21 protein-coding genes and 1 other RNA gene are annotated in these 22,447 nt (G+C 67.6%); 12 read left to right on the top strand and 10 right to left on the bottom strand.

The window, feature by feature from the left end; all coding sequences use genetic code 11:
* Positions 1–33: 33 nt before the first annotated feature.
* Together ACWDTF_RS10305 and ACWDTF_RS10300 are read right to left on the bottom strand one after the other, a co-directional pair.
* Positions 34–510, bottom strand: coding sequence for a low molecular weight protein-tyrosine-phosphatase (locus ACWDTF_RS10305; RefSeq protein WP_355279987.1), 477 nt, complete (start codon positions 508–510; stop codon positions 34–36).
* Complete coding sequence (locus ACWDTF_RS10300) at positions 503–1,189, bottom strand: HAD hydrolase-like protein (protein WP_355279984.1); 687 nt, start codon at positions 1,187–1,189, stop codon at positions 503–505. The genes ACWDTF_RS10305 and ACWDTF_RS10300 overlap by 8 nt, the downstream gene beginning before the upstream one ends.
* A gap of 30 nt (positions 1,190–1,219) precedes the next feature.
* Here ACWDTF_RS10300 and cobC point away from each other — a divergent pair, with 30 nt between their 5' ends.
* From cobC to ACWDTF_RS10280, 4 genes are all read left to right on the top strand, one after another.
* Positions 1,220–2,317, top strand: coding sequence for an Rv2231c family pyridoxal phosphate-dependent protein CobC (gene cobC / locus ACWDTF_RS10295; protein WP_240860562.1), 1,098 nt, complete (start codon positions 1,220–1,222; stop codon positions 2,315–2,317).
* Positions 2,314–3,447: a Nif3-like dinuclear metal center hexameric protein gene (locus ACWDTF_RS10290; RefSeq protein ID WP_433255263.1), complete on the top strand. Its 1,134-nt coding sequence runs from the start codon at positions 2,314–2,316 to the stop codon at positions 3,445–3,447. Before cobC ends, ACWDTF_RS10290 begins: the two co-directional genes overlap by 4 nt.
* An 82-nt stretch (positions 3,448–3,529) precedes the next feature.
* Positions 3,530–4,267 (top strand): zinc ribbon domain-containing protein, encoded by a 738-nt coding sequence (locus ACWDTF_RS10285; protein ID WP_355277842.1) that lies wholly within the window; start codon positions 3,530–3,532, stop codon positions 4,265–4,267.
* Between the two features lie 3 nt (positions 4,268–4,270).
* A complete protein-coding gene (locus ACWDTF_RS10280) occupies positions 4,271–4,924 on the top strand; it encodes a histidine phosphatase family protein (protein ID WP_240860471.1) in 654 nt (217 codons plus the stop codon).
* A gap of 16 nt (positions 4,925–4,940) precedes the next feature.
* Here the strand turns inward: ACWDTF_RS10280 and rnpB are convergent.
* Positions 4,941–5,366, bottom strand: an RNA gene (gene rnpB / locus ACWDTF_RS10275) — RNase P RNA component class A.
* Positions 5,367–5,568: 202 nt separating this feature from the next.
* Here rnpB and ACWDTF_RS10270 point away from each other — a divergent pair.
* Both ACWDTF_RS10270 and ACWDTF_RS10265 read left to right on the top strand, forming a co-directional pair.
* The gene (locus ACWDTF_RS10270) at positions 5,569–6,597 is read left to right on the top strand and encodes an alcohol dehydrogenase catalytic domain-containing protein (RefSeq protein WP_449754342.1); all 1,029 of its coding nucleotides are present in this window, start codon (positions 5,569–5,571) and stop codon (positions 6,595–6,597) included.
* Between the two features lie 42 nt (positions 6,598–6,639).
* Positions 6,640–8,061, top strand: coding sequence for an RNB domain-containing ribonuclease (locus ACWDTF_RS10265; protein ID WP_433255258.1), 1,422 nt, complete (start codon positions 6,640–6,642; stop codon positions 8,059–8,061).
* 273 nt (positions 8,062–8,334) lie between these two features.
* Here ACWDTF_RS10265 and ACWDTF_RS10260 read toward each other — a convergent pair whose 3' ends face one another.
* The 3 genes from ACWDTF_RS10260 to panB are packed head-to-tail and all read right to left on the bottom strand — an operon-like array spanning position 8,335 to position 11,735.
* Positions 8,335–9,825, bottom strand: a complete 1,491-nt coding sequence (locus tag ACWDTF_RS10260) for a CYTH and CHAD domain-containing protein (RefSeq protein ID WP_449754341.1) — start codon at positions 9,823–9,825, stop codon at positions 8,335–8,337.
* Positions 9,826–9,876: 51 nt separating this feature from the next.
* Entirely contained in the window at positions 9,877–10,827 is a 951-nt protein-coding gene (gene pip, locus ACWDTF_RS10255) for a prolyl aminopeptidase (RefSeq protein WP_240860478.1), read from the bottom strand.
* A 53-nt stretch (positions 10,828–10,880) separates the two neighbouring features.
* Complete coding sequence (gene panB, locus ACWDTF_RS10250) at positions 10,881–11,735, bottom strand: 3-methyl-2-oxobutanoate hydroxymethyltransferase (RefSeq protein ID WP_240860480.1); 855 nt, start codon at positions 11,733–11,735, stop codon at positions 10,881–10,883.
* A 296-nt stretch (positions 11,736–12,031) separates the two neighbouring features.
* Here panB and glnA point away from each other — a divergent pair, with 296 nt between their 5' ends.
* From glnA to ACWDTF_RS10230, 4 genes are all read left to right on the top strand, one after another.
* Complete coding sequence (gene glnA, locus ACWDTF_RS10245; protein WP_240860482.1) at positions 12,032–13,372, top strand: type I glutamate--ammonia ligase; 1,341 nt, start codon at positions 12,032–12,034, stop codon at positions 13,370–13,372.
* Positions 13,373–13,439: 67 nt separating this feature from the next.
* A complete protein-coding gene (locus tag ACWDTF_RS10240) occupies positions 13,440–16,496 on the top strand; it encodes a bifunctional [glutamine synthetase] adenylyltransferase/[glutamine synthetase]-adenylyl-L-tyrosine phosphorylase (protein ID WP_240860484.1) in 3,057 nt (1,018 codons plus the stop codon).
* Entirely contained in the window at positions 16,496–17,440 is a 945-nt protein-coding gene (locus ACWDTF_RS10235; protein WP_355277829.1) for an endonuclease/exonuclease/phosphatase family protein, read from the top strand. The genes ACWDTF_RS10240 and ACWDTF_RS10235 overlap by 1 nt, the downstream gene beginning before the upstream one ends.
* The gene (locus ACWDTF_RS10230; protein WP_240860486.1) at positions 17,437–18,102 is read left to right on the top strand and encodes a biliverdin-producing heme oxygenase; all 666 of its coding nucleotides are present in this window, start codon (positions 17,437–17,439) and stop codon (positions 18,100–18,102) included. The genes ACWDTF_RS10235 and ACWDTF_RS10230 overlap by 4 nt, the downstream gene beginning before the upstream one ends.
* A gap of 67 nt (positions 18,103–18,169) precedes the next feature.
* On the opposite strand, the gene ACWDTF_RS10225 is transcribed toward ACWDTF_RS10230, so the two are convergent.
* Both ACWDTF_RS10225 and ACWDTF_RS10220 read right to left on the bottom strand, forming a co-directional pair.
* The gene (locus ACWDTF_RS10225; RefSeq protein WP_355277826.1) at positions 18,170–18,577 is read right to left on the bottom strand and encodes a hypothetical protein; all 408 of its coding nucleotides are present in this window, start codon (positions 18,575–18,577) and stop codon (positions 18,170–18,172) included.
* A 65-nt stretch (positions 18,578–18,642) separates the two neighbouring features.
* Positions 18,643–19,413, bottom strand: a complete 771-nt coding sequence (locus tag ACWDTF_RS10220) for a TetR/AcrR family transcriptional regulator (RefSeq protein ID WP_355277824.1) — start codon at positions 19,411–19,413, stop codon at positions 18,643–18,645.
* Positions 19,414–19,512: 99 nt separating this feature from the next.
* On the opposite strand from ACWDTF_RS10220, the gene ACWDTF_RS10215 reads away from it, so the two are divergent.
* The gene (locus tag ACWDTF_RS10215; RefSeq protein ID WP_355277822.1) at positions 19,513–21,048 is read left to right on the top strand and encodes an MFS transporter; all 1,536 of its coding nucleotides are present in this window, start codon (positions 19,513–19,515) and stop codon (positions 21,046–21,048) included.
* A gap of 60 nt (positions 21,049–21,108) precedes the next feature.
* On the opposite strand, the gene ACWDTF_RS10210 is transcribed toward ACWDTF_RS10215, so the two are convergent.
* Both ACWDTF_RS10210 and ACWDTF_RS10205 read right to left on the bottom strand, forming a co-directional pair.
* Positions 21,109–21,294, bottom strand: a complete 186-nt coding sequence (locus ACWDTF_RS10210; protein WP_240860492.1) for a hypothetical protein — start codon at positions 21,292–21,294, stop codon at positions 21,109–21,111.
* Positions 21,295–21,406: 112 nt separating this feature from the next.
* Complete coding sequence (locus tag ACWDTF_RS10205) at positions 21,407–21,853, bottom strand: DUF4189 domain-containing protein (protein ID WP_355277820.1); 447 nt, start codon at positions 21,851–21,853, stop codon at positions 21,407–21,409.
* A 4-nt stretch (positions 21,854–21,857) separates the two neighbouring features.
* Here ACWDTF_RS10205 and ACWDTF_RS10200 point away from each other — a divergent pair, with 4 nt between their 5' ends.
* Positions 21,858–22,040 carry a hypothetical protein gene (locus ACWDTF_RS10200; RefSeq protein ID WP_355277818.1) on the top strand — a complete coding sequence of 61 codons (183 nt, stop codon included), beginning with the start codon at positions 21,858–21,860 and terminating at the stop codon, positions 22,038–22,040.
* Positions 22,041–22,447: the final 407 nt, after the last annotated feature.

Genomic DNA, 22,447 nt, shown 5'->3' with positions numbered 1-22,447 from the left:
GCCTGGTCGGCGGCACGTGCCGCCGACCAGCGCTCACCCGTCGAGACGCTCGGTCGCCCAGGCGATCAGGCCGGGCATCGACCGTTCGATCTGCTCGCGCGTCACAGTGAAGTCGTCGTTGCCGCCGTAGTACGGGTCGGCGAGGTCGAGGTCGTCGGGATCGGCCGCCTCGTCGAACGACCGCAGTAGCCGGACCCGGTCCCCGAGACGTTTGCGCTCGAGTTCGTGGACATGCCCGGAGTCCATCGCGACCAGCAGATCCGCGTTGAAGTGCTCCGGACCGAGTTGGCTGGCGACGTGTGCGTCGGAGTAGCCGTGCGCCAGCAATTCGGTACGTGCACGGTTGTCGGCGGGTTCCCCGACGTGCCAACCACTGGTACCGCAACTGGTCACCCGCACCGCGTCGCCGAGCCCCGCGTCGTCGAGTGCCGAACGAAAGATGTTCTGGGCCATCGGGGATCGGCAGATGTTGCCGGTGCAGACGAAGCTGATGTGTAGCTGTTCAGACACCCAATACCTCGCGCAGATCTGCAATCGATGCGACCGTCCACGTCGCATCGCGGCCTTCGCCTACTTGAGAGTAACCCCATCCGACGAGAATCGCTGGAATCCCGAATCGGGCCGCACCGTCGACGTCGTGGCTGCGGTCGCCGATCATCACCACCGGCACCCGCGGATGGCGGGTCGCGGGGTCGACGGTGATGCCGAGTTCGTTCAGCGCGTGCTCGATGACGTCGGACTTCCGCCGTCGTGACCCATCGTCGCTGGCACCGGCGATCACCTGGAAGTACGACGCCAGCCCGAAGTGCTCGAGAATCGCCCGCGCCGTGTTCTGGTTCTTCGAAGTCGCGACGGCCAGCACCCGGCCGGTCGACGCGAGGTCGGCCAGGACGCGGTCCATACCGTCGAAGACGGAGTTCTCCAGCCAGCCGGTCTCGGTATACCGCTGCCGGTAGGCGGCCATCGCCTCGTCGGCGACCTCGGACGTGAGTCCGAGCGCCAGCAGCGAATCGATCATGGGCGGGCCGGCGATTCCGCGCACCACCTCGGGAGGGGGCTCGGGTGCGTCCACCGCGGCCAGGGCATGGCGGAAACTGTTGGCGATGCCCTCGAAGCTGTCGGTGATGGTGCCGTCGAGGTCGACGAGCAGCGTGGTGGCCGGATTGCGGGGGTCTGGCAGCGACGTCACCTCTTCATCGTGCACGTAATGTCTGAAGTCATGACATCCGGGTTGCGCGCACAAGGGGTGGGAGTTGAGGGCGGCCTGTACGCATTGGACCGTCACGGCGACCGAGACGCGCGTCCCGGTTTGGTCGATTTCGCCGTGAACGTGCGGGCCGGCGCACCCGACTTCGTGATCGACGCGGTACGCGACCGGCTCGACGACCTCGCCCGCTATCCGACCGCCGCCGACGAGGACCGCGCGATCGACGCGATCGCGTCCGCGCACGGTCGGGACCCGAGTGAGGTGCTGTTGCTGGCCGGGGCCGCCGACGGTTTCGAGATGCTGCCCAGGCTCGCGCCCGCACATGCGGCGCTGATCCAGCCGTCGTTCACCGAACCGGAACTCGTGCTGCGGGCGGCCGGCGTGCCCATCACCCAGGTCACGCTGCCACCGCCGTGGTGTCTCGGCGGTGACACGGCGATTCCCGAGCACGCCGATCTCGTGGTGCTGGGCAACCCGACCAATCCGACGTCGGTGCTGCACGCCCGCGAGGCGATCGCGGCGCTGCGGCGGCCGGGTCGCATCATCGTCGTCGACGAGGCCTTCGCCGATCTGACCGAAGGGCCCGACGGCCGGCCCGAACCGGAATCGCTGGCCGGTGAGTCCTGGCCGGACGTGATTGTGATACGCAGTGTGACAAAGACTTTCGGCCTTGCCGGGCTGCGGGCCGGCTATTTGCTGGCCGCTGCGCCGGTGATCGAGATGCTCAGTGCCGGGCGTCGGCCGTGGGCGTTGTCGACGCCGGCGCTCGCCGCGTTGACCGCCTGCCTGAGCGAGCGTGGTGAGCGTTACCGGGCCGAACAGGCGGCGGCGGTCGCAACCGAACGAGAGCGGATGTGCCGCGAACTCGAACGCATCGGACTTCGGGTGGCGGCCGAACCGCGCGCGCCGTTCGTCCTGGTGGAGGTGCCCGACGCGCTGGTGATCAAGCAGGGGCTGGCGGAACGGGGCTTCGCGGTGCGTGGCTGCGTGAACTTCGTCGGCCTCGGCGCCGAGCATCTACGCCTGGCGGTGCGGGCCGCCGAGCCGGTCGCCGAGTTGGTGGCCGCGATCGAGCAGATTCGAGCGGGTCGGACTGGAGGTCAATCATGAGCGCCACCGATGAATCACTTCTCGTGGGCGACGTGGTCGCCGAGATCGAACGTGCATACCCGCCGGTGTTGGCCGAGCCATGGGATTCGGCGGGGCTGGTCTGCGGCGATCGTGGCGAACCGGTACGCCGTGCGCTGGTGTGTGTCGACGTCACCGATGGAGTGGTCGACGCGGCGATCGCCGCAGGGGCCGACTTCGTGCTCGCGCACCATCCGCTGTTGCTGCGCGGCGTGGACTCGGTGGCCGCCGACACCGCCAAGGGGCGGGTCGTGCATCGGCTGATCCGCCATCAGATCGCCCTGCATACCGCGCACACCAACGCCGACAGCGCCCGACCCGGCGTCTCGGATGCCCTCGCGGCGTCGCTCGGTGTGCTCGATACCGTCCCCATCGAACCCAAACCCGTTGCCCCCATGGACAAGTGGGTGGTGATGGTGCCGGAGGGCAACGCCGAGCAGGTGAGCGAGGCGATGTTTGCCGCCGGCGCGGGGGCGATCGGCGAGTACCGCGACTGCGCGTGGTCGGTGGTGGGTACCGGGCAGTTCGAACCGCAGGAGGCGGCGACGCCGGCCATCGGCGAGATCGGCATGCGCACCCATGTCGACGAGGCCCGGGTGGAGATGGTCGCGGTCCGCGGCCTCCGCGCTACTGTCCTGGCGGCACTGCGAACGGCACATCCGTACGAGGAGCCCGCTTTCGACATCTTCGAACTCGCCGACGTCGACAGCGATCTCGGATTGGGGAGGGTGGGCAGCCTGGCCCGGCCGGTGACTCTCGCCGAGTTCACCGCGCAGGCGGCGGCCGCGCTGCACAGTCCCTGGGGGGTGCGGGCCGCGGGCGACCCGGATGCGCAGATATCGACCGTCGCGGTGTGCGGCGGCGCGGGTGACTCGCTGCTCGACGCGGTGCGGCGCATCGGCGTCGACGTGTATCTCACGGGTGACCTCCGCCATCACCCGGTCGATGAATCCCGCCGCGCGGGCGGACCAGCGCTCGTCGATGCGGGTCACTGGGCGACCGAGTTTCCATGGTGCGCACAGGCTGCCGGGCTGTTGTCGGACCGGTTGGGTCTCGACGTCGAGGTGTACGACAAGCCCACCGATCCGTTCGTGGTCCACCGGTTCGGGTGATCGCCGAGCGCAGTCGCCTCGCCTGCGGTGTCGCGTGTGGCGGCGCGTACGGTTGTGGGATGCCCGAACTCAGGAGGCCCCGATGATCGCGGAGGCCGGTGCCCAGCGACTGCTGCTCGAACTCGCGGACGCCGACGCCGAGATCGCACGCCTGGACCACCGACGCGCCACCCTCGCTGAGGATGCCGAGATCGCGGACATCGAACGTGAACTCGACGCGGCCCGCGACGACCTCGTGCGGTCAGAGATCTCCGGCGAGGATCTCACCCGGGAGTATCGTCGGATCGATTCCGAGGTCACCGGTATGGCCGCACGCGAGAAGAAGGACTCGGCGCTTCTGACCGCGGGTGGGTTGGCTCCCAAGGCGTTGTCGGAGCTGCAGCACGAGCTGGCCGGTCTGGGCCGACGCCGGTCGGTGCTCGAAGACGACTTGCTGTCGGTGATGGAGCAGCAGGAGGCGCTGGAAGCCGAACGCGGACGTGCGGCGGCGACCATCGAACACCTCGAGGGCAAGCTCGCCGCGGTGCGTGTACGACGCGAGGAGTCGATCACCTCGATCGAGACCGACCGTGGGGACAAGCAGCGCCGGCGCGACGACATCGCAGCAGAGGTGGCCCCGGAATTGCTCGCGGTCTACGACCGTCAGCGGTCGGCCGGACGAGTGGGAGCCGGACTGCTGCGCGCCCGGCGATGCGGTGCCTGCCGAATGGAACTCGACCGCGGCACCATCGCACGGATCTCTGCCGCATCCTCCGACGAGGTGATCCGGTGTGAGGAGTGCGGGGCGATCCTGGTCCGCACCGCGGAGTCGGGGCTGTAGCGCGTGGCCGACGCAAAGACCCCGTCGTGGCAAGGGCAGCGCGGTGAGGCCACTCGGTTGATCCTGCTGCGCCACGGTCAGACCGAACTGTCGGTGCAGCGGCGGTACTCGGGCCGCGGCAATCCGGTGCTGACCGAGATGGGGCGGTCGCAGGCCGCGGCTGCGGCAGCCGGACTGGCGAAGCAATTCGACGCGGTGGCCATCGTGTCGTCGCCGTTGCAGCGCGCGCTGGATACGGCGGGCGCGGTGGCCGGACAGATGGGGCTCGACGTCGTCGAGCATCCGGGACTCATCGAGACGGACTTCGGCGAGTGGGAGGGTCTGACCTTTCCCGAGGCGGCGGCGCGCGACCCGGAGATTCATGCGCGATGGCTGTCGGACGTCACGGTCCCGACGCCGGGCGGCGAGAGCTTCGCCGCCGTCGCCGAGCGCGTGAGCGCCGCCAAAGACGAACTGCTTGCGCGGTATCCAGGACAGACGGTGGTGCTGGTCTCGCACGTGACCCCGATCAAGTCGCTGCTGCGTGAGGCGCTCGGAGTGGGTCCGGAACTGCTGTTCCGACTGCACCTGGACCTGGCGTCGGTGTCGATCACCGAGTTCTTTCCCGACGGCGGTTCGGTGGTACGCCTCGTCAACGACACCTCCCACTTGCGCTGAAAGCGGTCGGGGAGGGCGAACGAGTCGGCGTGTAAGCCGGATCCTGTGCCGCCCGGCGGAAACCGCGGGGCGGCGGCGACCATCCATCTGGGTGCACCGTCACCGGGCACCTCGAGCGGCCCACCCGCGGGCTGGGGCGAGCAGCCCTCGTGACACCCGCGCACGCGCATGACGGTATTGCTACCGCGATCCGCGCTTCGGCCTTGCTCCGGGTGGGGTTTACCTAGCCGGCACGGTCACCCGTTCCGCTGGTGCGCTCTTACCGCACCGTTTCACCCTTACCGACCTCACGGTCGGCGGTCTGTTCTCTGTGGCACTGTCCCGCGGGTCACCCCGGGTTGCCGTTAACAACCACCCTGCTCTGTGGAGTCCGGACTTTCCTCGGCTCTCGGCGTACCAGTGAGCTGGCCGTTCCGAGCGCCGCGGCCGCCCGGCCGACTCGTTCGCGCATCCAGGATAGCCTGCCGCCCTGGGCCGGCCGGACAGGTTGGCCCCACGCGGTTCGCAGCAATGTCGTTGACGGCGAATACCCCACGGAATGAGCGGATTTCGCGTGCCGCGGGGTGGGGGTCGGTAGCGTCTGACGCACCGTGACGGCGCCGACGAAGTTCACACAGCCGTCCGGGCAGAGGAGGAGGCGTCGCGTGCGCAGTGTGGTCATCGACAACCCGGGAGCAGTGCGCATCGACGTCACCCCCGATCCGGTGTTGCCCGATTCGGCGGGTGCGATCGTCGCGATCGAATCGTCGGCGATCTGCGGATCCGACCTGCATTTCTTCGACGGCGACTATCCGCTCGTGTCACCGCTGGCGCTCGGTCACGAAGCGGTCGGCACGGTGGTGGAGGTGGGAGCCGACGTCGCGAATCATCGGGTGGGGGACCGCGTGCTGGTGTCGTCGGTGAGTGGGTGTGGCCAGTGCGCCGGATGCGCGACGCTCGACCCGACCCGGTGCGTGCGGGGACTGGTCATCTTCGGGGGTGGACTGCTCGGCGGAGCTCAGTCCGAACTGCTCGCGGTGCCTGCTGCCGACTTCCATCTGCTGGCCGTGCCCGACGCCGTCGACACCGACACGGCGCTGCTGCTCACCGACAACCTGGTCACCGGGTGGGCAGGTGTCGCACGCGCCGATGTCCCCGAGGGCGGGAGCGTGATCGTCTTCGGGTTGGGGGCGGTCGGACTGTGTGCGGTCCGCAGTGCTCTCGCTCAAGGGGTGGGAACGGTGTTCGCCGTCGACCCGGTTCCCGGGCGGCGTGCGCGGGCCGCAGCCGATCGGGTGATCACCCTCGACCCCGCGGATCTCGGTGCGGTGACCGAGGCGACCGGCGGTGTGGGTCCCGACTCGGTGGTCGACGCCGTCGCCTCCGACGCCACCCTGAACGCGGCGCTGACCTGCGTGCGGGCCGGCGGCACCGTCTCGGTGATCGGTGTGCACGACCTCAACCCTTATCCGTTCCCGGCGACGATGTGCTTGGTGCGGAGCGTCACCCTGCGCTCGACGACCGCCCCGGTGCAGCAGTTGTGGCCGACGATCGTCGACGAGGTGCAGTCGGGTCGCCTCGACACCAGCGGCATCGTCACCCATCATCTGCCGTTCGACGAAGCGCCGCGCGCCTACGAGTTGGCCGCTGCGCGATCGGCCGATTGCGTCAAGGTGGCACTCGAATTGTCGTGAGGCGGCCGCGGGTTGCGGCGCGGCGGGGATAGTGTCGAAGGCGTGCAACGCAGGCTGTCGGCGCCGGACATCGACTTCGAGGCGATCCGCATCGAACTCGGCGTGAACGAGGACTACGGCGCTGCCGCACTGGCGGAGGCGCAGCAGGCGACCGACGCGCATGCGGCCGAACGTGAAGACCACACCGACGTTCCGCTGGTCACCATCGATCCACCCGGATCGATGGACCTCGATCAGGCCGTGCACCTGCGCTCGGATGCCGACGGATATGTCGTCGACTATGCGATCGCGGACGTGGCCGCGCTCGTGCGACCTGAAGGCGCGCTCGATTCGGAAAGCCGCCGACGCGGGACCACCATCTACTTCCCGGACGGGTCGGTGCCGCTGCATCCTCGTGTGCTCTCCGAGGGTGCCGGTTCGTTGTTGCCCGACCAGAAACGGTCCGCCGTGCTGTGGACGATCCGCGTCACGCACGACGGCGAGGTCGCCGACGTGGCGGTGCGTCGTGCTTTGGTGACATCGGTTGCGCGCCTGGACTATGCCGGTGTGTCGGCGGACGCGGTGGCGTCCCGGCTGCACCCGTCGATCGCTGCCCTGCCCGAGTTCGGGGAGCTGCGGCATCGGGTGGCGCTGGCGGCGGGAGCCATCGAACTGGATCTGCCCGATCAGGAGGTGGTGTCGGGGCCGGATGGGTGGTCGCTGCAGATCGCTCCGCGAACGCCCGCGGACCTCTGGAACTCACAACTGTCGTTGCTGACCGGACGGTGTGCGGGACAGATCATGCGCGACGCCGGGATCGGACTGTTGCGGACGCTTCCGCCGGCCGCGCGCGATGCCGTCGCCGAATTGCGTGCGACCGCACGATCTCTCGGGGTGCCGTGGCCGGACGGGCAGACGCCCGGACAGTTTCTGGCCGGACTGCCGCGCGACGCACCGACGACGCTGGCCGTGATGTCGCATGCCGGTGCACTGATGCGCGGTGCGGGCTATCTACCGCTGGGCGTGGGCACAGGCCCCGCAGACCCTCCGGCGGAGGACGAGATGATCCACGCCGCGATCGGCGGCGTCTACGCGCATGTCACCGCGCCGCTGCGTCGGCTCGGCGATCGGTTCGCCACCGAGGTATGCCTGTCGGTCACGTCGGGAAAGCCGTTGCCGGACTGGACTGTCCGGGCATTGCCGACGCTCCCGAAGATCCTGCGGTCCGCGGATTCGCTCGGGTCGGCGGCCGATCGGGCGAGCGTGGATCTCGCCGAGGCGGTCGTGTTGGCCGACCGCGTCGGCGAACGGTTCGACGCGGTGGTCCTGCAGGAGGCCGACGGCAAACGGCCGGCGCGCATCTTCATCGCCGAACCTGCCGTGGTGGCGTCGTGCGAGGGTTCACCCGCGCAGGGGAGCAGCATCACCGTGACGCTGACCGCCGCCGACCCCGTGACACGGTCGGTGTCGTTCGCGCCGGCGTGAGGGCTGTCCCCTTCCCGTCGCCGCAGCCCCTCCGCCCCCGCTGGCTGAGCAGTCTATGGGGCGCAAGCCGCCGGGCTGAGGAGCCCCATGCGAGGTACGAGCATGGAGCGTCTCGAAGTCGACGAGCCTCGAAGCCCCCTGGTGAGACTCGCTGCGTGGTCGCCCAATTCCCTTTTCTCACCAGCCCTTCGAGGCTCTCGGCTAGCGCCTCGAGCACCTCAGGGAGCGGGGTGGCGGCTCGGGGAGCGGGTGGGGGTTGCGGAGCGGGTGAGATCAGAGCTTCTTGGCGGACTTGACGTAGTCGGCGATGGCCTTTTCGCCGTCCGCTTCGAGGCGGGCGTCGATGCGTCCGAGGATGAACATGTCCGGCCCGGGCAGTCGACCGCTGGCGGCGAGTTCGGCGAGTTTGGTCCGATTGATCCGGGAATCGTTGAAATCGCCCAGGGCGGACTGGATTTCCTTGGCGACGGCGCCGACCTGCTTGTACTTCTTCTTGCCGAGCGGTCCGGCGGCGTCGATGCTGTAGCGGAGTCGCTTGGCGCGCTTGCGGATCGTGTGCAGCTGCTCTTCCCACTCGTCGGAACCCTCGGGGAGTTCGGCGAGGCGGCCCTGCGCCTTGTTGATGTGCTTGCGGCTCTTGTCGATCGCCTTGTCGACGGCATCGGTCGCGGGGATGTCGGCGTCCGGGCCGGGGGGCGGTGCGGCGATGAGTTCGTCGATGGCGTCGAGCAGTGCGAAGTAGCGGGCCGACGACATGGCCGAATGGGCTGCCCGAATCGCGCGGTCGTGCGTGGCGGTTTCGGTTCCGGCGAGCGCGTCGACGAGGGTCGGGGATGCCGGCTCATCGCGGAGGAGAGATTCATCGAGTGCGAGTTGGACCTCGGAATCGCGCGCTTCGCCGAGGATTCCGGCCAACAGTTTGAGTTCTCCGTTGAGGTGCGCGGTCCGTTCCGCGTCGAGGACGGTCGGAAAGCCCGACAGGACACTGCGCAGACGTCGGGTGGACACCCGCATCTGGTGCACGGCGTCCTCCGCGTCGACCCGGACGAGGGGGTCGTAGGCGATCAGCGAATTGCGGTGCAGGGCGATGTCGGTGACGACGAGTTCGAGTGCCGTGGGCTTCTTGGAGAGCCGCGGTTCGTGGGCGGTGGGAGTCGAGCCGATCGCGCGGGCGAGTTTGGAAGCGCTCGACGGTTCCCGGCCACCAGCCGAGCGCAGGACCTTGTGGGCGGCCTTGAGGAGCCGGTTGTCGCCGTCGATCAGCTCGAACTCCCACTCGGCCCACTGCTGGCTGTGTCCGCCGGGCAGCAGCGACTGAGCGGTCACCAGATCCTCGGCGAACTCCGCCAGCCGGACACCGTCGGGTCCGAGCAGCACGGTCACCGTGCGCGTGGTCGAGATGACCGCGACCGGCGCGAGTCGTCGGGACCGCGTCAGGGCGAGGACCGGGGTGAGCAGTTCGGTGGGCACGTCGCCGTCGGCGGGGGCCTGATCGAAGGTCAGTCGGGTCTCGCGACGGGCCCCCGACACCGAGCTCGGACGCTTGAGATGCCACCCCGCATCCGGGCCGCCGGTACGGCGTCGCATGGTGATGGCGTTGCCGGCGAGATCCAGTGTCTCGGTGTCGAAATAGGTTGCGTCCAAGGCGAAGGTCTCGGGTTCGACGGCCGACACGACACCCGGCAGCGCGCGTAGATCTGGGGCGCTCTGGCCGGCATCAACATCGAATTTGAGCTCGATCTCGATCTGCTCGGATGCGGCCACGGTGCCTCCTGTCGGGAATGTCGGTCTGGTCAGTCTACGGTCCCGCGATCGTCACTCCGCAAAGGCGTCGGTGGCCGTCACCAGGTGGTGTTTGATGCCGGGTTCGAAGGACGCGTGCCCGGCGTCGTCGACGACGTGCAGTTGCGCCGATGGCCAGGCGCGGTGCAGATCCCACGCGCTGCGCATCGGGCACACCACGTCGTAGCGTCCCTGCACGATGACACCCGGAATGTGTGCGATGCGGTCGATGTCGCGCAGCAACTGACCGTCGTCGAGGAAGCCGTGATGGACGAAGTAGTGGTTCTCGATCGAGGCGAAGGCCAGGTCGAAACGGGAACCCTCGTCGGTGGCATCCGGTCGGGGCAGCAGATAACTCGTCGAGTGTTCCCAACCGGTCCAGGCGCTCGCCGCCGCCTGCGCGATGGCGGGGTCGTCGGAGGTGAGCAGCCGATGGTAGGCGGCGACGAGGTCGCCATCGCGTTCGTCGGCCGGGATGGGAGCCAGATAGGACTCCCACAGGTCCGGATAGATGTTCGACGCCCCGGTGTTGTAGTACCAGTCGATCTCGCTGCGACGCAGCAAGAAGATCCCGCGCAGCACGAGCTCGGTGACCCGATCGGGATGCGTCTGGGCGTAGGCGAGTCCGAGTGTCGAACCCCATGACCCGCCGAAGACCTGCCATCGGTCGATGAGCAGGTGCTCGCGCAGTGCCTCCATGTCGGCGATCAGGTGAGGTGTCGTGTTCGTGGTGAGGTCTGCGCCGTCGGCCACGTGCGGACGCGACCGGCCGCAATTGCGCTGGTCGAACAGGACGATGCGGTAGCGGTCGGGGTCGAAGAAGCGACGCTGATCGGGTGAGGTTCCGCCGCCGGGTCCACCGTGCACGAACACCGCGGGCTTGCCGTCGGGATTGCCGGAGGTCTCCCAGTAGATCTGTTGTCCGTCACCGACATCGAGATGGCCGGCGGCGTACGGTTCGACCGGCGGATAGAGATCGCGCATGGTCACACCATAGGGTGCGGAATGCGCGATCGGAGTCGGAGGGCGCCGGTCGATCAGTAGGAGTGCTCGAGACCCGGGAACACGCCGCGTCGGACCTCGTCGGCGTACTGCACTGCGGCATTGCGGAGCTCGGAGCCGACGTCACCGAAACGCTTCACGAACTTCGCGGTCTTGCCGTCGGTCATTCCGGCCATGTCCTGCCAGACGAGAACCTGGGCGTCGGTCTCGTTGCCCGCGCCGATGCCGACCGTCGGGATGGTGAGCTTGCGGGTGATTTGGCCTGCGAGGTCGGCCGGGACCATCTCCATCACGACGGCGAAGGCGCCGGCCTCCTGCACGGCGATCGCGTCGGCGATGAGTTGGTCACCCCCGTCACCGCGACCCTGGACCCGGAAGCCGCCGAGGCCGTTGACACTCTGCGGGGTGAAGCCGATGTGTGCCATCACCGGGATGCCTGCGGCAGTGAGTGCGGCGATCTGCGGTGCGACACGTTCGCCGCCTTCGAGTTTGACTGCGTGAGCGCCGGACTCCTTGAAGATGCGGACCGCGGACTCGAGGGCCTGCTGCGGTCCGGCCTCGTAGCTGCCGAAGGTGAGGTCGGCGACGACGAGGGCGTGGGGCGCGCCGCGCACCACGGCACGCATCAGGGGGATGAGTTCGTCGAGTGTGCAGGGGATGGTGGTGTCGTAGCCGAGCACCACGTTGGCGGCGGAGTCGCCGACGAGCAGTACGGGGATCTCGGCGTCGTCGAAGATGCGTGCCGAGGAATAGTCGTAGGCGGTGAGCATCGACCACTTCTCGCCTTCGGCTTTCATCTGGGCGAGATGCTGGATGCGGGTCTTGCGGCGACGAGCGGGAGTGGTGCCAGAAGTGGTGGGAGCAGCACCATAGACCGAAGTTTCGGACATCGTTGTCTCTTTCTGCCTCGAGTCCCGCATGGCGGGTACCCGGGTTGATCACGGACTCCTCTAGTCTCCCATCGGGGACACGACGCAGAACCCGCGATGGCTATGGCGTTGGTCACAATGACCGGTTGCGGTCCTCGCGTGGGTGTGGGTGCGCCGCGGGTGTCGCTGCAGGTTGCGTCTCATATTCGGGCTCCCCAGTTCCGCATGGTGGGATGGGCTCGACAAAACGGCAGGACATCGAGTTCGAATTGTGCGTGTAACACAGATTTAACAGGCTACTTCTAATGTCGGCGACCATGGATCGCCAAAAGGAATTCGTGCTCCGGACCCTCGAAGAGCGCGACATCCGATTCGTAAGGCTGTGGTTCACCGACGTCCTCGGCTATCTCAAGTCGGTGGCGATCGCTCCGGCAGAACTCGAGGGTGCGTTCGCCGAGGGGATCGGCTTCGACGGTTCCGCGATCGAGGGATTCTCCCGGGTGTCGGAGGCCGACACCGTTGCCAAACCGGATCCGTCGACGTTCCAGATCCTTCCGTGGACCACCTCGAGCGGTCGGCATCACTCGGCACGCATGTTCTGTGACATCGCGATGCCCGACGGCACTCCGAGCTGGGCCGACTCGCGTCATGTGTTGCGACGCCAGCTGAACAAGGCCGCCGACTTGGGCTTCAGCTGTTACGTCCACCCGGAGATCGAGTTCTTCCTCCTCAAGGAAGCACCGCTCGACGGCAGTGTGCCGGTCCCGGCCGACTCGGGCGGCTACTTCGACCAGGCCGTCCACGACGCCGCGCCCAACTTCCGTCGCCACGCGATCGAGGCACTGGAGTCGATGGGCATTTCCGTCGAGTTCTCCCATCACGAGGGTGCGCCGGGGCAGCAGGAGATCGATCTGCGTTATGCCGACGCGCTGTCGATGGCCGACAACGTGATGACCTTCCGCTATGTCATCAAGGAGGTCGCGATCGGGGAGGGCACCTGGGCCACGTTCATGCCCAAGCCGTTCAGCGAGCACCCCGGTTCGGCGATGCACACGCACATGAGCCTGTTCGAGGGCGACATCAATGCTTTCCACAACCCGGACGACCCGATGCAGTTGTCGGACACTGGGAAGAAGTTCATCGCCGGCATCCTGCATCACGCCGCCGAGATCAGCGCCGTCACCAACCAGTGGGTCAACAGCTACAAGCGACTCATCCACGGTGGCGAGGCCCCGACCGCGGCGACGTGGGGTGGTGCCAACCGGTCGGCACTCATCCGCTTGCCGCTCTACACGCCCAACAAGGCGTCGTCGCGTCGGGTCGAGGTCCGCAGCCCAGATTCGGCTTGCAACCCGTACCTGACCTTCGCGGTTCTGCTGGCGGCCGGTCTCAAGGGCATCAGCGAGGACTACGAACTGCCCGACGAGGCCGAGGACGACGTGTGGGCGTTGACCCCGGCGGAGCGTCGGGCGATGGGCTACAAGGAATTGCCCGGCAGCCTGGCCGAGGCTCTGCACCAGATGGAGAACTCCGAACTGGTGGCCGAGGCGCTCGGGGAGCACGTCTTCGACTACTTCCTGCGCAACAAGTGGACCGAGTGGACCAACTATCGCAGCCTGGTCACCCCGTTCGAGTTGAAGAGCTACCTGCCCCTGTAGTCGTCTGTAGCCGTTCATCGTGGCACCCGCCTGTGATGTCCGATCTCGGGTCGCTACGGTTTGTGGTGTGACTTACCGTTCTGGCGCGAACCCCTCGGGTTCGAGCGTTCCCGGGACACGACCGCCCGGACGGAGTGCGTTGCCCAGCTCCGGTCGTCTCGGTCTGCTGGACAAGGGCGCCGCCGACGACCTGGCCGGATTGGGTTGGAACGACAGTGCTTCGGTAGATGTTCTGTGGTCGCTGTCGCGCGCACCCGACGCCGACCTCGCTTTGAGGACGCTGACCCGCCTGCGGGCGACTGTCGGCGACGAGTGGCCGGCGCTCGACGAGGCGATCCGCAGCAACAAGGGTTTCCGTGGTCGCCTGTTCGCGCTGATCGGGTCGTCGGACGCGCTCGCCGATCATCTGGTCGCCGAACCCGACAGCTGGCACCTCCTACTCGCCGACGAACTGCCGGACCGGGCCGAGGTGGACCGCCTGATGCTCGCTGCGGTTGACGCGACACCCGAGCCCGGGGAGATCGAGAAGGGCAACCGGGTCTACCGGGCGGGGTTCGCCGGGCCGAAGTCGGTGGTCGCGTTGCGGCTCGCCTATCGCAATCTCGTGATGCAACTCGCGGCGCACGACGTGGCGTCCACCGTCGAGGATCTGCCGGTGATGTGGTTCCCCGAAGTGGGCGCCTACCTGGCCGATCTGGCCGACGCGGCGCTGACCGCCGCACTGGCGGTGGCCTACCGCGAGGTGTACGGCGACAAGCCGATCGGCGTGCGGCTGGCCGTGATCGCCATGGGCAAATGCGGTGCGCGTGAACTGAACTACGTCAGCGACGTGGACGTCATCTTCGTCAGTGACCCCGCCGACGGCACGGCCGCCCGGATCGCGGGCGAGATGATGCGCGTCGGCTCGCTGGCCTTCTTCGAGGTCGACGCTGCACTTCGACCGGAGGGCAAGGCCGGTGCCCTCACCAGGACCCTCGACTCCCACGTCGCCTACTACAACCGGTGGGCCAAGACCTGGGAATTCCAGGCGCTGTTGAAGTCCCGCGCGATGACCGGCGACATGGAACTCGCCAACGACTACATCGCCGCGGTCAAACCGATGGTGTGGCGGGCGGCCGACCGAGAGGACTTCGTGCCCGAGGTGCAGGCGATGCGGCGGCGCGTCGAGTCCCTCGTCCCGGAGGATCTGCGCGCCCGCAACCTCAAGCTGGGCAGCGGCAGCCTTCGCGACGTCGAATTCGCGGTCCAGCTGCTGCAGATGGTGCACGGACGAGTCGACGAGGACCTGCGGGTGATGGCGACCGTCGACGCGCTCGCCGCGCTCACCTCGGGTGGTTATGTCGGGCGCGACGACGGCGCGAATCTCAGTGCGTCGTACCAATTCTTACGGCTGCTCGAGCATCGGCTGCAGTTGCAGAAGATGTCGCGCACCCACCTCCTGCCGGAGTTCGACGACGACGAGAACATGCGCTGGCTCGCGCGCGCCGCCCACATTCGACGCGAAGGTGACCTCGACGCGACCGGCGTGCTGCGCGAGCAGATCCGGCATCAGAGTCTCCGGGTGCGCCGACTCCACGAAAAGCTGTTCTACCGACCGCTGTTGGAAGCCGTCACCCAGTTCAAGACCGAGGAACTGACACTGTCGGACGCGTCGGCCGAGCGGCGCCTCGCGGCCTTGGGCTACGCGAAGCCCGACCGCGCGATGAGTCACATCCGGGCCCTGTCCAACGCGCCCGGCCGCCGCGGTCAGATCCAGCTCCTGATCCTGCCGCAGCTGCTCGAAACAATCAGCCGGACACCCGATCCCGACGCCGGTCTGCTCAATTACCGGCGACTGTGCGACGTCATGGACGATGCCGACTGGTTTCTCCGTCTCCTGCGCGACGACGGGGTGGTGGCCCAGCGGCTGATGAAGGTGCTCGGGACATCGGAGTTCATCGCGAACATGCTGATGCGTTCGCCCGAGGTGATCCACCTGTACTCGGACGGACCCGACGGACCCAAGCTGTGCGAGGTTCGGCCACAGGACGTGGCCAAGGGACTCATCGCCTCGACGGTGCGTCAGCCCGACCTGAAACGTTCTGTGGCGGCGGCACGTTCGCACCGGCGGGCCGAGTTGGTGCGGGTCGCGTCGGCGGACGTGCTGGGTCTGATGGATGTCCCGGCCGTGTGTGCCGCGTTGTCGAGTGTGTGGGCGGCCGTGCTCAACGCGGCACTCACGGTGGTCATCAACGACTCCGAGAAGCAACGCGGGGAACCCGCACCGGCCCGGATCGCAGTCATCGGGATGGGCCGCCTCGGTGGTGGCGAACTGGGCTACGGATCGGACGCCGACGTCCTGTTCGTCTGCCAGCCCAACCCCGGTGCCGACGAAGCCGCGGCCGTGCGATGGTCGCAGACGATCGCCGAGCACGTCCGGACGATGCTGGGTTCGCCCAGCGACGACCCGCCGCTCGAGGTCGACACCGGACTGCGGCCGGAAGGTCGCAACGGTCCGGTCGTTCGCACCCTGGCGGCGTATGCGGCCTACTACGACCAGTGGGCGCAGCCATGGGAGATCCAGGCGCTGCTGCGTGCGCATCAGGTGGCCGGCGACGACGATCTCGGCGTCGACTTCCTGCACATGGCCGATCGCATTCGCTATCCCGCCGGCGGGGTGTCGAGCGCGGCGGTCAAGGAGATTCGCCGCATCAAGGCGCGCGTCGACGCCGAGCGGCTGCCGCGCGGTGCCGACCCGGCGACGCACACCAAACTCGGTCGCGGCGGCCTCGCTGACATCGAGTGGACCGTCCAACTCCTGCAACTGCGGTATGCGCACCGCTACCGCACGCTGCACAACACCTCGACGTTGCAGTCGCTGGACGCGATCGGCGGTGCAGAACTGCTGGCCGAGACCGACGTCGCGCTGCTGAAGAACGCGTGGATCACCGCGACCAAGGCACGTAACGCGCTGGTCCTGGTGCGGGGCAAACCCGTCGACCAATTGCCGGGACCGGGGCGAGCGTTGCGGCAGATCGCGTATGCGGCCGGGTGGCCGCAAGACCAGGCCGCAGAGTTCCTGGAGAACTACCTACGCGTCACCCGCCGCGCAAAGGCCGTGGTGCTCAGGGTTTTCGGGGCTTGATGCGCAAGTACATCGCCGCGGCCCTGCTGGTGGTCGGCTGGGTGTTGCTCGCCGTGGTCTGCGTCGCGGTCTGGTTGCACTACTACCCGGTGCGCAGCGGGTTCACCATCCGGATGACCAGCCGCGTGCCGTTGGCGGTGGTGCCGGCGGCCGGTGCACTACTCATCTTCGTACTGCTGCGGCGCTGGTTCATGCTCGGGTTCGCGGTGATCGCGACGGTCGCCCTGGTCTGGACCCAGTTGCCCCTGTGGATCGGGGAGAATCCGCCGCCGGGCGAACGGTTCACCGTGGTGACCGCGAATCTGCGTCTGGGACAGGCGGATCTCGACACGCTGGCCGATCTGGTGGAGCGGTCCGACGCCGATCTGTTGTCGATGCAGGAGGTGACGCCGGAGGCGCTCGCGCGGATTCGCACGAGTTCGATCGCGCGGGAACTGCCGCACGAGTTCGCGATTCCGGTGCCGCAGTCGGGCGGAACCGCGCTGTTCAGCAAGCGGCCGCTCGTCGATCCCGCGCCGGTTCCGAACACCGCCGACCGAAACCTCAGCGCGCGGACCGACCTTCCCGGTGCTCCCGGTGCGCGGGTGCTGGCAATCCACCCGAGGGCTCCGCTCGGCGGTCAGATCGACAGTTGGCAGCGTGACCTCTCGACGATCGGGGCCTATTTGCGGGCCCTGCCCGACGAGCGGGTGGTCGCGGCCGGCGATTTCAACTCGACGTGGGACAGCCCGCGGTTCCGTGACCTGCTCACCGAGGGCTACGCCGATTCCGTGGAACAGGTCGGTGGCGGCTTCCTACCGACGTTCCCGGCCAATCGCGGAGTGCACCCGTGGATCACCCTCGATCATGTGGTCACGCGCGGTTTTGCTGCGGCGAGTGTGAACACCTACGACATCCCGGGTTCCGATCATCGTGCCGTGGTGGTATCACTGGTGGCATCATGACGACTTCGCCGGACACCGCATCCCCTGTTGCCGACAGCCGGCCCATCTCGGCGCGGCTGCGTGCGGCCACCGCCGTCGCACACGAGCGCGCCGAGAGCGCGACCTTTGTCGACGACCTGATGTCCGGCCGCCTCGACGCCGGCCAGTACACCAGCCTTGCCGCGCAGCTGTACTTCGTCTACCGCGCCCTCGAACAGGTCGGTGACGACTTGTCCGACGACCCGGTGGCGGCGGCGGTGCTCGACGACAAGCTGCGTCGGCTGCCACGGCTGCACGCCGATCTCGTGTCGCTCGGGATCGATCCGGCCGGCATCACGCCACTGCCGGCGGTCGCCCGGTACGTCGAGGCGATCGAGGCCACGCGCGACGACGCGGCGCGCTACGTCGCCCACCACTACACCCGCTACCTCGGCGACCTGTCCGGCGGTCAGGTCGTCGCGCATCGCATGCGTCAGCACTACGGCCTCGACGACACAGCGCTGTCGTTCTACGCCTTCGATGGCATCGACAAACTCAAGCGCTACAAGGACTCCTACCGCGACCGGCTCGACGCGTTGCCGCTCGACGACGCCGCCGTCGAGCGCCTCGTGGAGGAAGCGATCTCCGCCTTCGGTCACAACCAGGCGATGTTCGGCGACCTCGACCACGACCGCGCCGCCTGAGTCTCCCCGCGCCCGCCACTACGCTGCCTGAGCCCCCTCCGCTGGAGGGGGGCTTTCGGTTTCACCCTCAGCCGGCGGTCTGCTCCTTCTCCTCGCGGGCGTGCTTGACGCCGGCCTTCGCCAGCAGGAACGGCAGGAGCATGGTGGCGATCGCGGTGACCAGCCACACGATCACGGTGCCCGCGATCCAGGTCGACGCCCCGGTGATGTCGAGGCCGTCGCCGACGAAGTAGGCGATCAGCAGTGCGACGAATGTCGAGACGAGTCCGACCCCGCCGACGAAGGCCTCCGCGTTGTTGCGCACGACCTTGAAGATGAACGGACCGAGGATGAGTTGTGCGGCCGAGAACACGACGACTGCGACCAGGAAGCCACCGGCGTGCAGGTGGAAATCATCGAGTACGGCCGACGCGACGAGTAGGCCTATCGCCGCCGAGACGAGGTAGACGACAGTGCGGATGATGAGTCGGATCATGTACTCATCGTAGGGGTTTGCCGACACCGCAGTGGCTGATCTCCGTACTGCGTGACCGGGTCGTGTCAGTGGTCGAGCAGCGCGGAGAGGCCGTCGACGATCACCGACAATCCGAAGTCCAACTGCTCGGTGAAGAAGTCGGTCTCCTCGTCGCTTGTTATATCGCCGTCCGGCATGTCGGCGAGGGCGGCGGATATGCCCGGGTGGGTGTTGGGGGTTGTCAGGGTGAGGAGCATCGACTCGTAGGGCGGACCGTCGGGGATCGTACCCAGCATCCCCATCTGGCTGGACTGCCGCACGTGCTGGCGGACGAATCCGTCGACGAGTAGCAGCGCGTTCATCTTCTGTTGGCCGCGCAGTGCCGTTCCGTCGAATGTCCGCACGCCGGTGTCGGTCCAGGACAAGGCATTCGGGCCCAAGGGTGGTCGGGGGAGCGGGATCGCGGCGAGCCAGGGGCGTTGTCGCATCCGCTCGGTCACGGCATGCGCCCACGCGGTGATCCGGCCCTGCCAGGTCGCCTCGTCGAGAACGGCCCGGTCTGCGCGGCCGTATGCCTCGTCGACCATCGCGTCGATGATGTCGTCCTTGCTCTCGACGTAGCGGTAGAGCGACATGGTGGTCATACCCAGCGACTGGGCAATCGCCTTCATGGACACCGATTCCCAGCCGCGTTCGTCGGCGATCGCAACGGCTGCGCGGCCGATCTCCCGGATGGACAGGGTTGGTTTGGGCCCGCGGCGCGGTGTGTCGTCGGCTCGGCCCCACAACGCCGCCAGGTACCGAGGTAGCGGGGGGTGTGCGTCTGACGGCGTGGGATCGGTCGGTCGGGGGCTCATGGGCGACATCCTACTTACTGCTTGCGGTGTAAACAGATAGGTTCTAGCATCTGCGTATGCAATAAACAGTCTACTACGTACACAGATGAGGAGTTTGTCATGACCACACGTTCTCCCTGGTGGGGTCTCAGCGCCCTGTGTCTTCCGATGCTCATCGTGTCGATGGACGTCTCGGTGCTGTTCTTCGCGGTTCCCTACATCGCGGCCGACCTCGACCCCACGGCCGACCAGCAGCTCTGGATCTTCGACGTCTACGGATTCGTGCTGGCCGGTCTGTTGCTTACGATGGGTTCGGTGGCCGACCGCATCGGCCACCGAAAGTTACTGATGATCGGCGCCGCGGGATTCGGCGCCGCTTCGGCACTGGCGGCCTTCGCGACGAGCGCGGAGATGCTGATCGGCGCCCGGGCCCTGCTGGCGATCGCCGGGGCGACCCTGATGCCCTCGACGCTGGCGATGATCCGACATCTCTTCGATGATCCTGACGAGCGCCGTAAGGCTATTGCCACGTGGAATGCGGTCCTCGCCGGTGGTGTCGCCCTCGGCCCGATCATCAGCGGCGTGCTGCTCGAACACTTCTGGTGGGGGTCGGTGTTTCTCATCAACATCCCCGTCATGGCGTTGCTTCTCGTCGTGGCGCCGGCGTTGCTGCCCGGGCACACGGCCGTACCAGGCCGACGAGTCGACCTGGTGAGCGCTCTGCTGGCGCTGGCCGCAATCCTGCCGGTGGTCGATGCGATCAAATCGGTTGCCGCGCAGGGATGGTCGGCGTCTCGGCTGATCACGCTCGGTGTCGGCGTCGCGGTCGGCGCGGTATTCGTGTGGCGGCAGCGACGATTGGCGGATCCACTCGTCGACGTTGTTCTGTTGGGGGAGCGCCGGTTTGCGACATCGATGACCGTGAATCTCGTGTGTATGTTCGCGATGCTCGGGAACTCGATCCTGATGACCCAGTATCTGCAGTCGGTGCTCGGCTATTCGCCGTTGCGCGCGGCGTTGTGGAGCCTTGCACCCACGGTGGTGGTGGGCGCGACCGCCCCGTTGGCAGCGGTCGTCGCCAACCGGATCGGTCGTCCGGCCGTGATCGTCACCGGACTACTCGTCGGCGCGTCCGGTTTCGTGGTGCTCGCCGCCATGACGGGCACCGACACACTGCTGCCGGTACTGGCCGGCGCCACGTTGCTGGCTGCCGGAGTGGTCGCGGCAACGTCGATGATCGCCGACTACGTGGTGGGCGTTGCACCCGCCGAGCGGGCCGGCGCCACGTCGGGATTGCTGGAGACCACCAGCGAACTCGGCGGAGCACTCGGCATCGCGGTGCTCGGCAGCATCGTCAATGTGGTGTTCCGGATGGATATCGCCAGTCGGTTCGGGGATGGGGGGCCCGGGACGTTGGCCGGTGCGCTCGCGACCGCGCAACGCCTCCCGATCGAGCGCGCCGATGCGCTCGTCGACGCGGCTCGCAGCGCCTTCGTCGACGGGTTGAGTGCCGCCGCTTGGGCCGGCGCCGCCGTCCTCACGTTCACTGCGATGGTCGCGCTTTGGGGTCTGCGTTCATCGCGGGACCGCGTGCCGGAAAATGATGACGACCTCGCCGTCGGTGGCGACCGTAGCCGGGCGGCGGAGTTCCAGTGACACAACGAGCGCGCCGGCGGTTGTCTTGGTGACGACCGCCGGCGCGCTCGGTGACGTCTGTCAGACGACCTCGACCTTGGAGCCGCGGTGCAGGAGCACCTCGGTTGCGGCGTCGGCGGCGGCTACGAGTTCGACGAGGAACTGATCGTCGTCGCGGCGGGTGGTCGTGCGGACGACCCTGTCGGCACCATCGATGCTGATCCGGTCGCCGGGGGCTAGGTCTTCGACGTATCTCGTGCGGGTCATGTCAAATACGGTAAAACGCCTGGTTGTGAGTCGGCAGGGTATTAAGTCCATTTCGTGTTCGAGATCACGTTGTGACGTGCGTTTCGCCCATGCGGTGGTGTCGGATCCGCCGTCAACCCTGCACGTTGCGTGTGCATGTCGAGACGAGGACCTTCGGCGAGCCGCCCTTGACGTACGAGATGGCCGTGCTGATCGCGCCCTGTCGGGTGGGCGCCCAGCCCCAGCCCCAGTACGAGTTCTCCTGTGACTGTGCGAGTGCCCCGCATGCGTTGCGGAACTCGACGACGGTCGCGCAGGTCGACACGACGCAGTACTTGAGCGCAGCGATGTTCGCTTGACGTTGCGATGCGGCGTCGACGGCGTACCCCCAGTGGCCGGTGTCGCGCGAGATCGCGATGGCGCCGTAGTAGTTCACGGGAACCGGAGTCGTTGTGGTCGTCGTCGTTGTTGTGGTGGTTGTCGTTGTGGTGGTGGTGTCGGGCGACGTGGTCATGCTGGCCCGCGACGACGAGACCGCCGCGGCCGCATGTGTCGAGTTGTCGTCGTCGCTTCGATTCATCAGAATGCCCGCGACCACAGCGATGACGATGACGACCACGGTGGCGATGGCGATCCCGCCGACGATGAGCGCGGTCGATCCGCTCTTCTTGGGCGGCCCACTCTGGGGAGCGACCGGCCAGGCCGGTCCGCTGGGCGGCCACCCAGGTCCACTCGGTGGCTGGTTCGGCGGGCCGTACGCACCGTAGGGGTTTACGCCCGGGAACTGCTGTGTGTGATGCGGCGGATTCTGATGCTGCGGGTTTTGATGCTGTGGGTTTTGATGCTGTGGTTTCTGATGCTGTGGGTTCTGATGCTGGGCCGGGCGACCCTGATTCGGCGGAACACCACCCACGGGCCACTGCGCCGTCGGGTCGTAGGCACCGGGTGCACCGGGCTGTCGGCCGTGCGGATTGCGTGGGTCGTACGGGTTGGTCACCGGGTGAGTGTGCCACGTCGGGTTTCTCGGGCACATGTCGAGTGGCCCCGGCGAATCCCCCCGCAAATGACAAGTCCACCCGCCCGGCGGACCGGATGGGTGGACTTGTCAGAAGAGACGATCAGACGTCGCCTCGTCGGAGACGATCAGACGTCGCCTCGTCGGAGACGATCAGAC

The sequence above is a fragment of the Gordonia sp. NPDC003422 genome (genome assembly GCF_053588675.1).
The sequence above is the reverse complement of the archived record's forward strand: the minus strand, read 5'-3'. Positions and strand labels throughout refer to the sequence as shown.

Coding starts and splice junctions, on each gene's coding strand:
- ACWDTF_RS10215 (WP_355277822.1), top strand. CDS start 19,513: ATGACCACACGTTCTCCCTGGTGGGGTCTCAGCGCCCTGTGTCTTCCG.
- ACWDTF_RS10235 (WP_355277829.1), top strand. CDS start 16,496: ATGCGCAAGTACATCGCCGCGGCCCTGCTGGTGGTCGGCTGGGTGTTG.
- ACWDTF_RS10205 (WP_355277820.1), bottom strand. CDS start 21,853: ATGAATCGAAGCGACGACGACAACTCGACACATGCGGCCGCGGCGGTC.
- pip (WP_240860478.1), bottom strand. CDS start 10,827: ATGCGCGATCTCTATCCGCCGGTCGAACCGTACGCCGCCGGCCATCTC.
- ACWDTF_RS10290 (WP_433255263.1), top strand. CDS start 2,314: ATGAGCGCCACCGATGAATCACTTCTCGTGGGCGACGTGGTCGCCGAG.
- ACWDTF_RS10200 (WP_355277818.1), top strand. CDS start 21,858: ATGCCCGCGACCACAGCGATGACGATGACGACCACGGTGGCGATGGCG.
- cobC (WP_240860562.1), top strand. CDS start 1,220: ATGACATCCGGGTTGCGCGCACAAGGGGTGGGAGTTGAGGGCGGCCTG.
- ACWDTF_RS10225 (WP_355277826.1), bottom strand. CDS start 18,577: ATGATCCGACTCATCATCCGCACTGTCGTCTACCTCGTCTCGGCGGCG.
- ACWDTF_RS10285 (WP_355277842.1), top strand. CDS start 3,530: ATGATCGCGGAGGCCGGTGCCCAGCGACTGCTGCTCGAACTCGCGGAC.
- panB (WP_240860480.1), bottom strand. CDS start 11,735: ATGTCCGAAACTTCGGTCTATGGTGCTGCTCCCACCACTTCTGGCACC.
- ACWDTF_RS10210 (WP_240860492.1), bottom strand. CDS start 21,294: ATGACCCGCACGAGATACGTCGAAGACCTAGCCCCCGGCGACCGGATC.
- glnA (WP_240860482.1), top strand. CDS start 12,032: ATGGATCGCCAAAAGGAATTCGTGCTCCGGACCCTCGAAGAGCGCGAC.
- ACWDTF_RS10220 (WP_355277824.1), bottom strand. CDS start 19,413: ATGAGCCCCCGACCGACCGATCCCACGCCGTCAGACGCACACCCCCCG.
- ACWDTF_RS10230 (WP_240860486.1), top strand. CDS start 17,437: ATGACGACTTCGCCGGACACCGCATCCCCTGTTGCCGACAGCCGGCCC.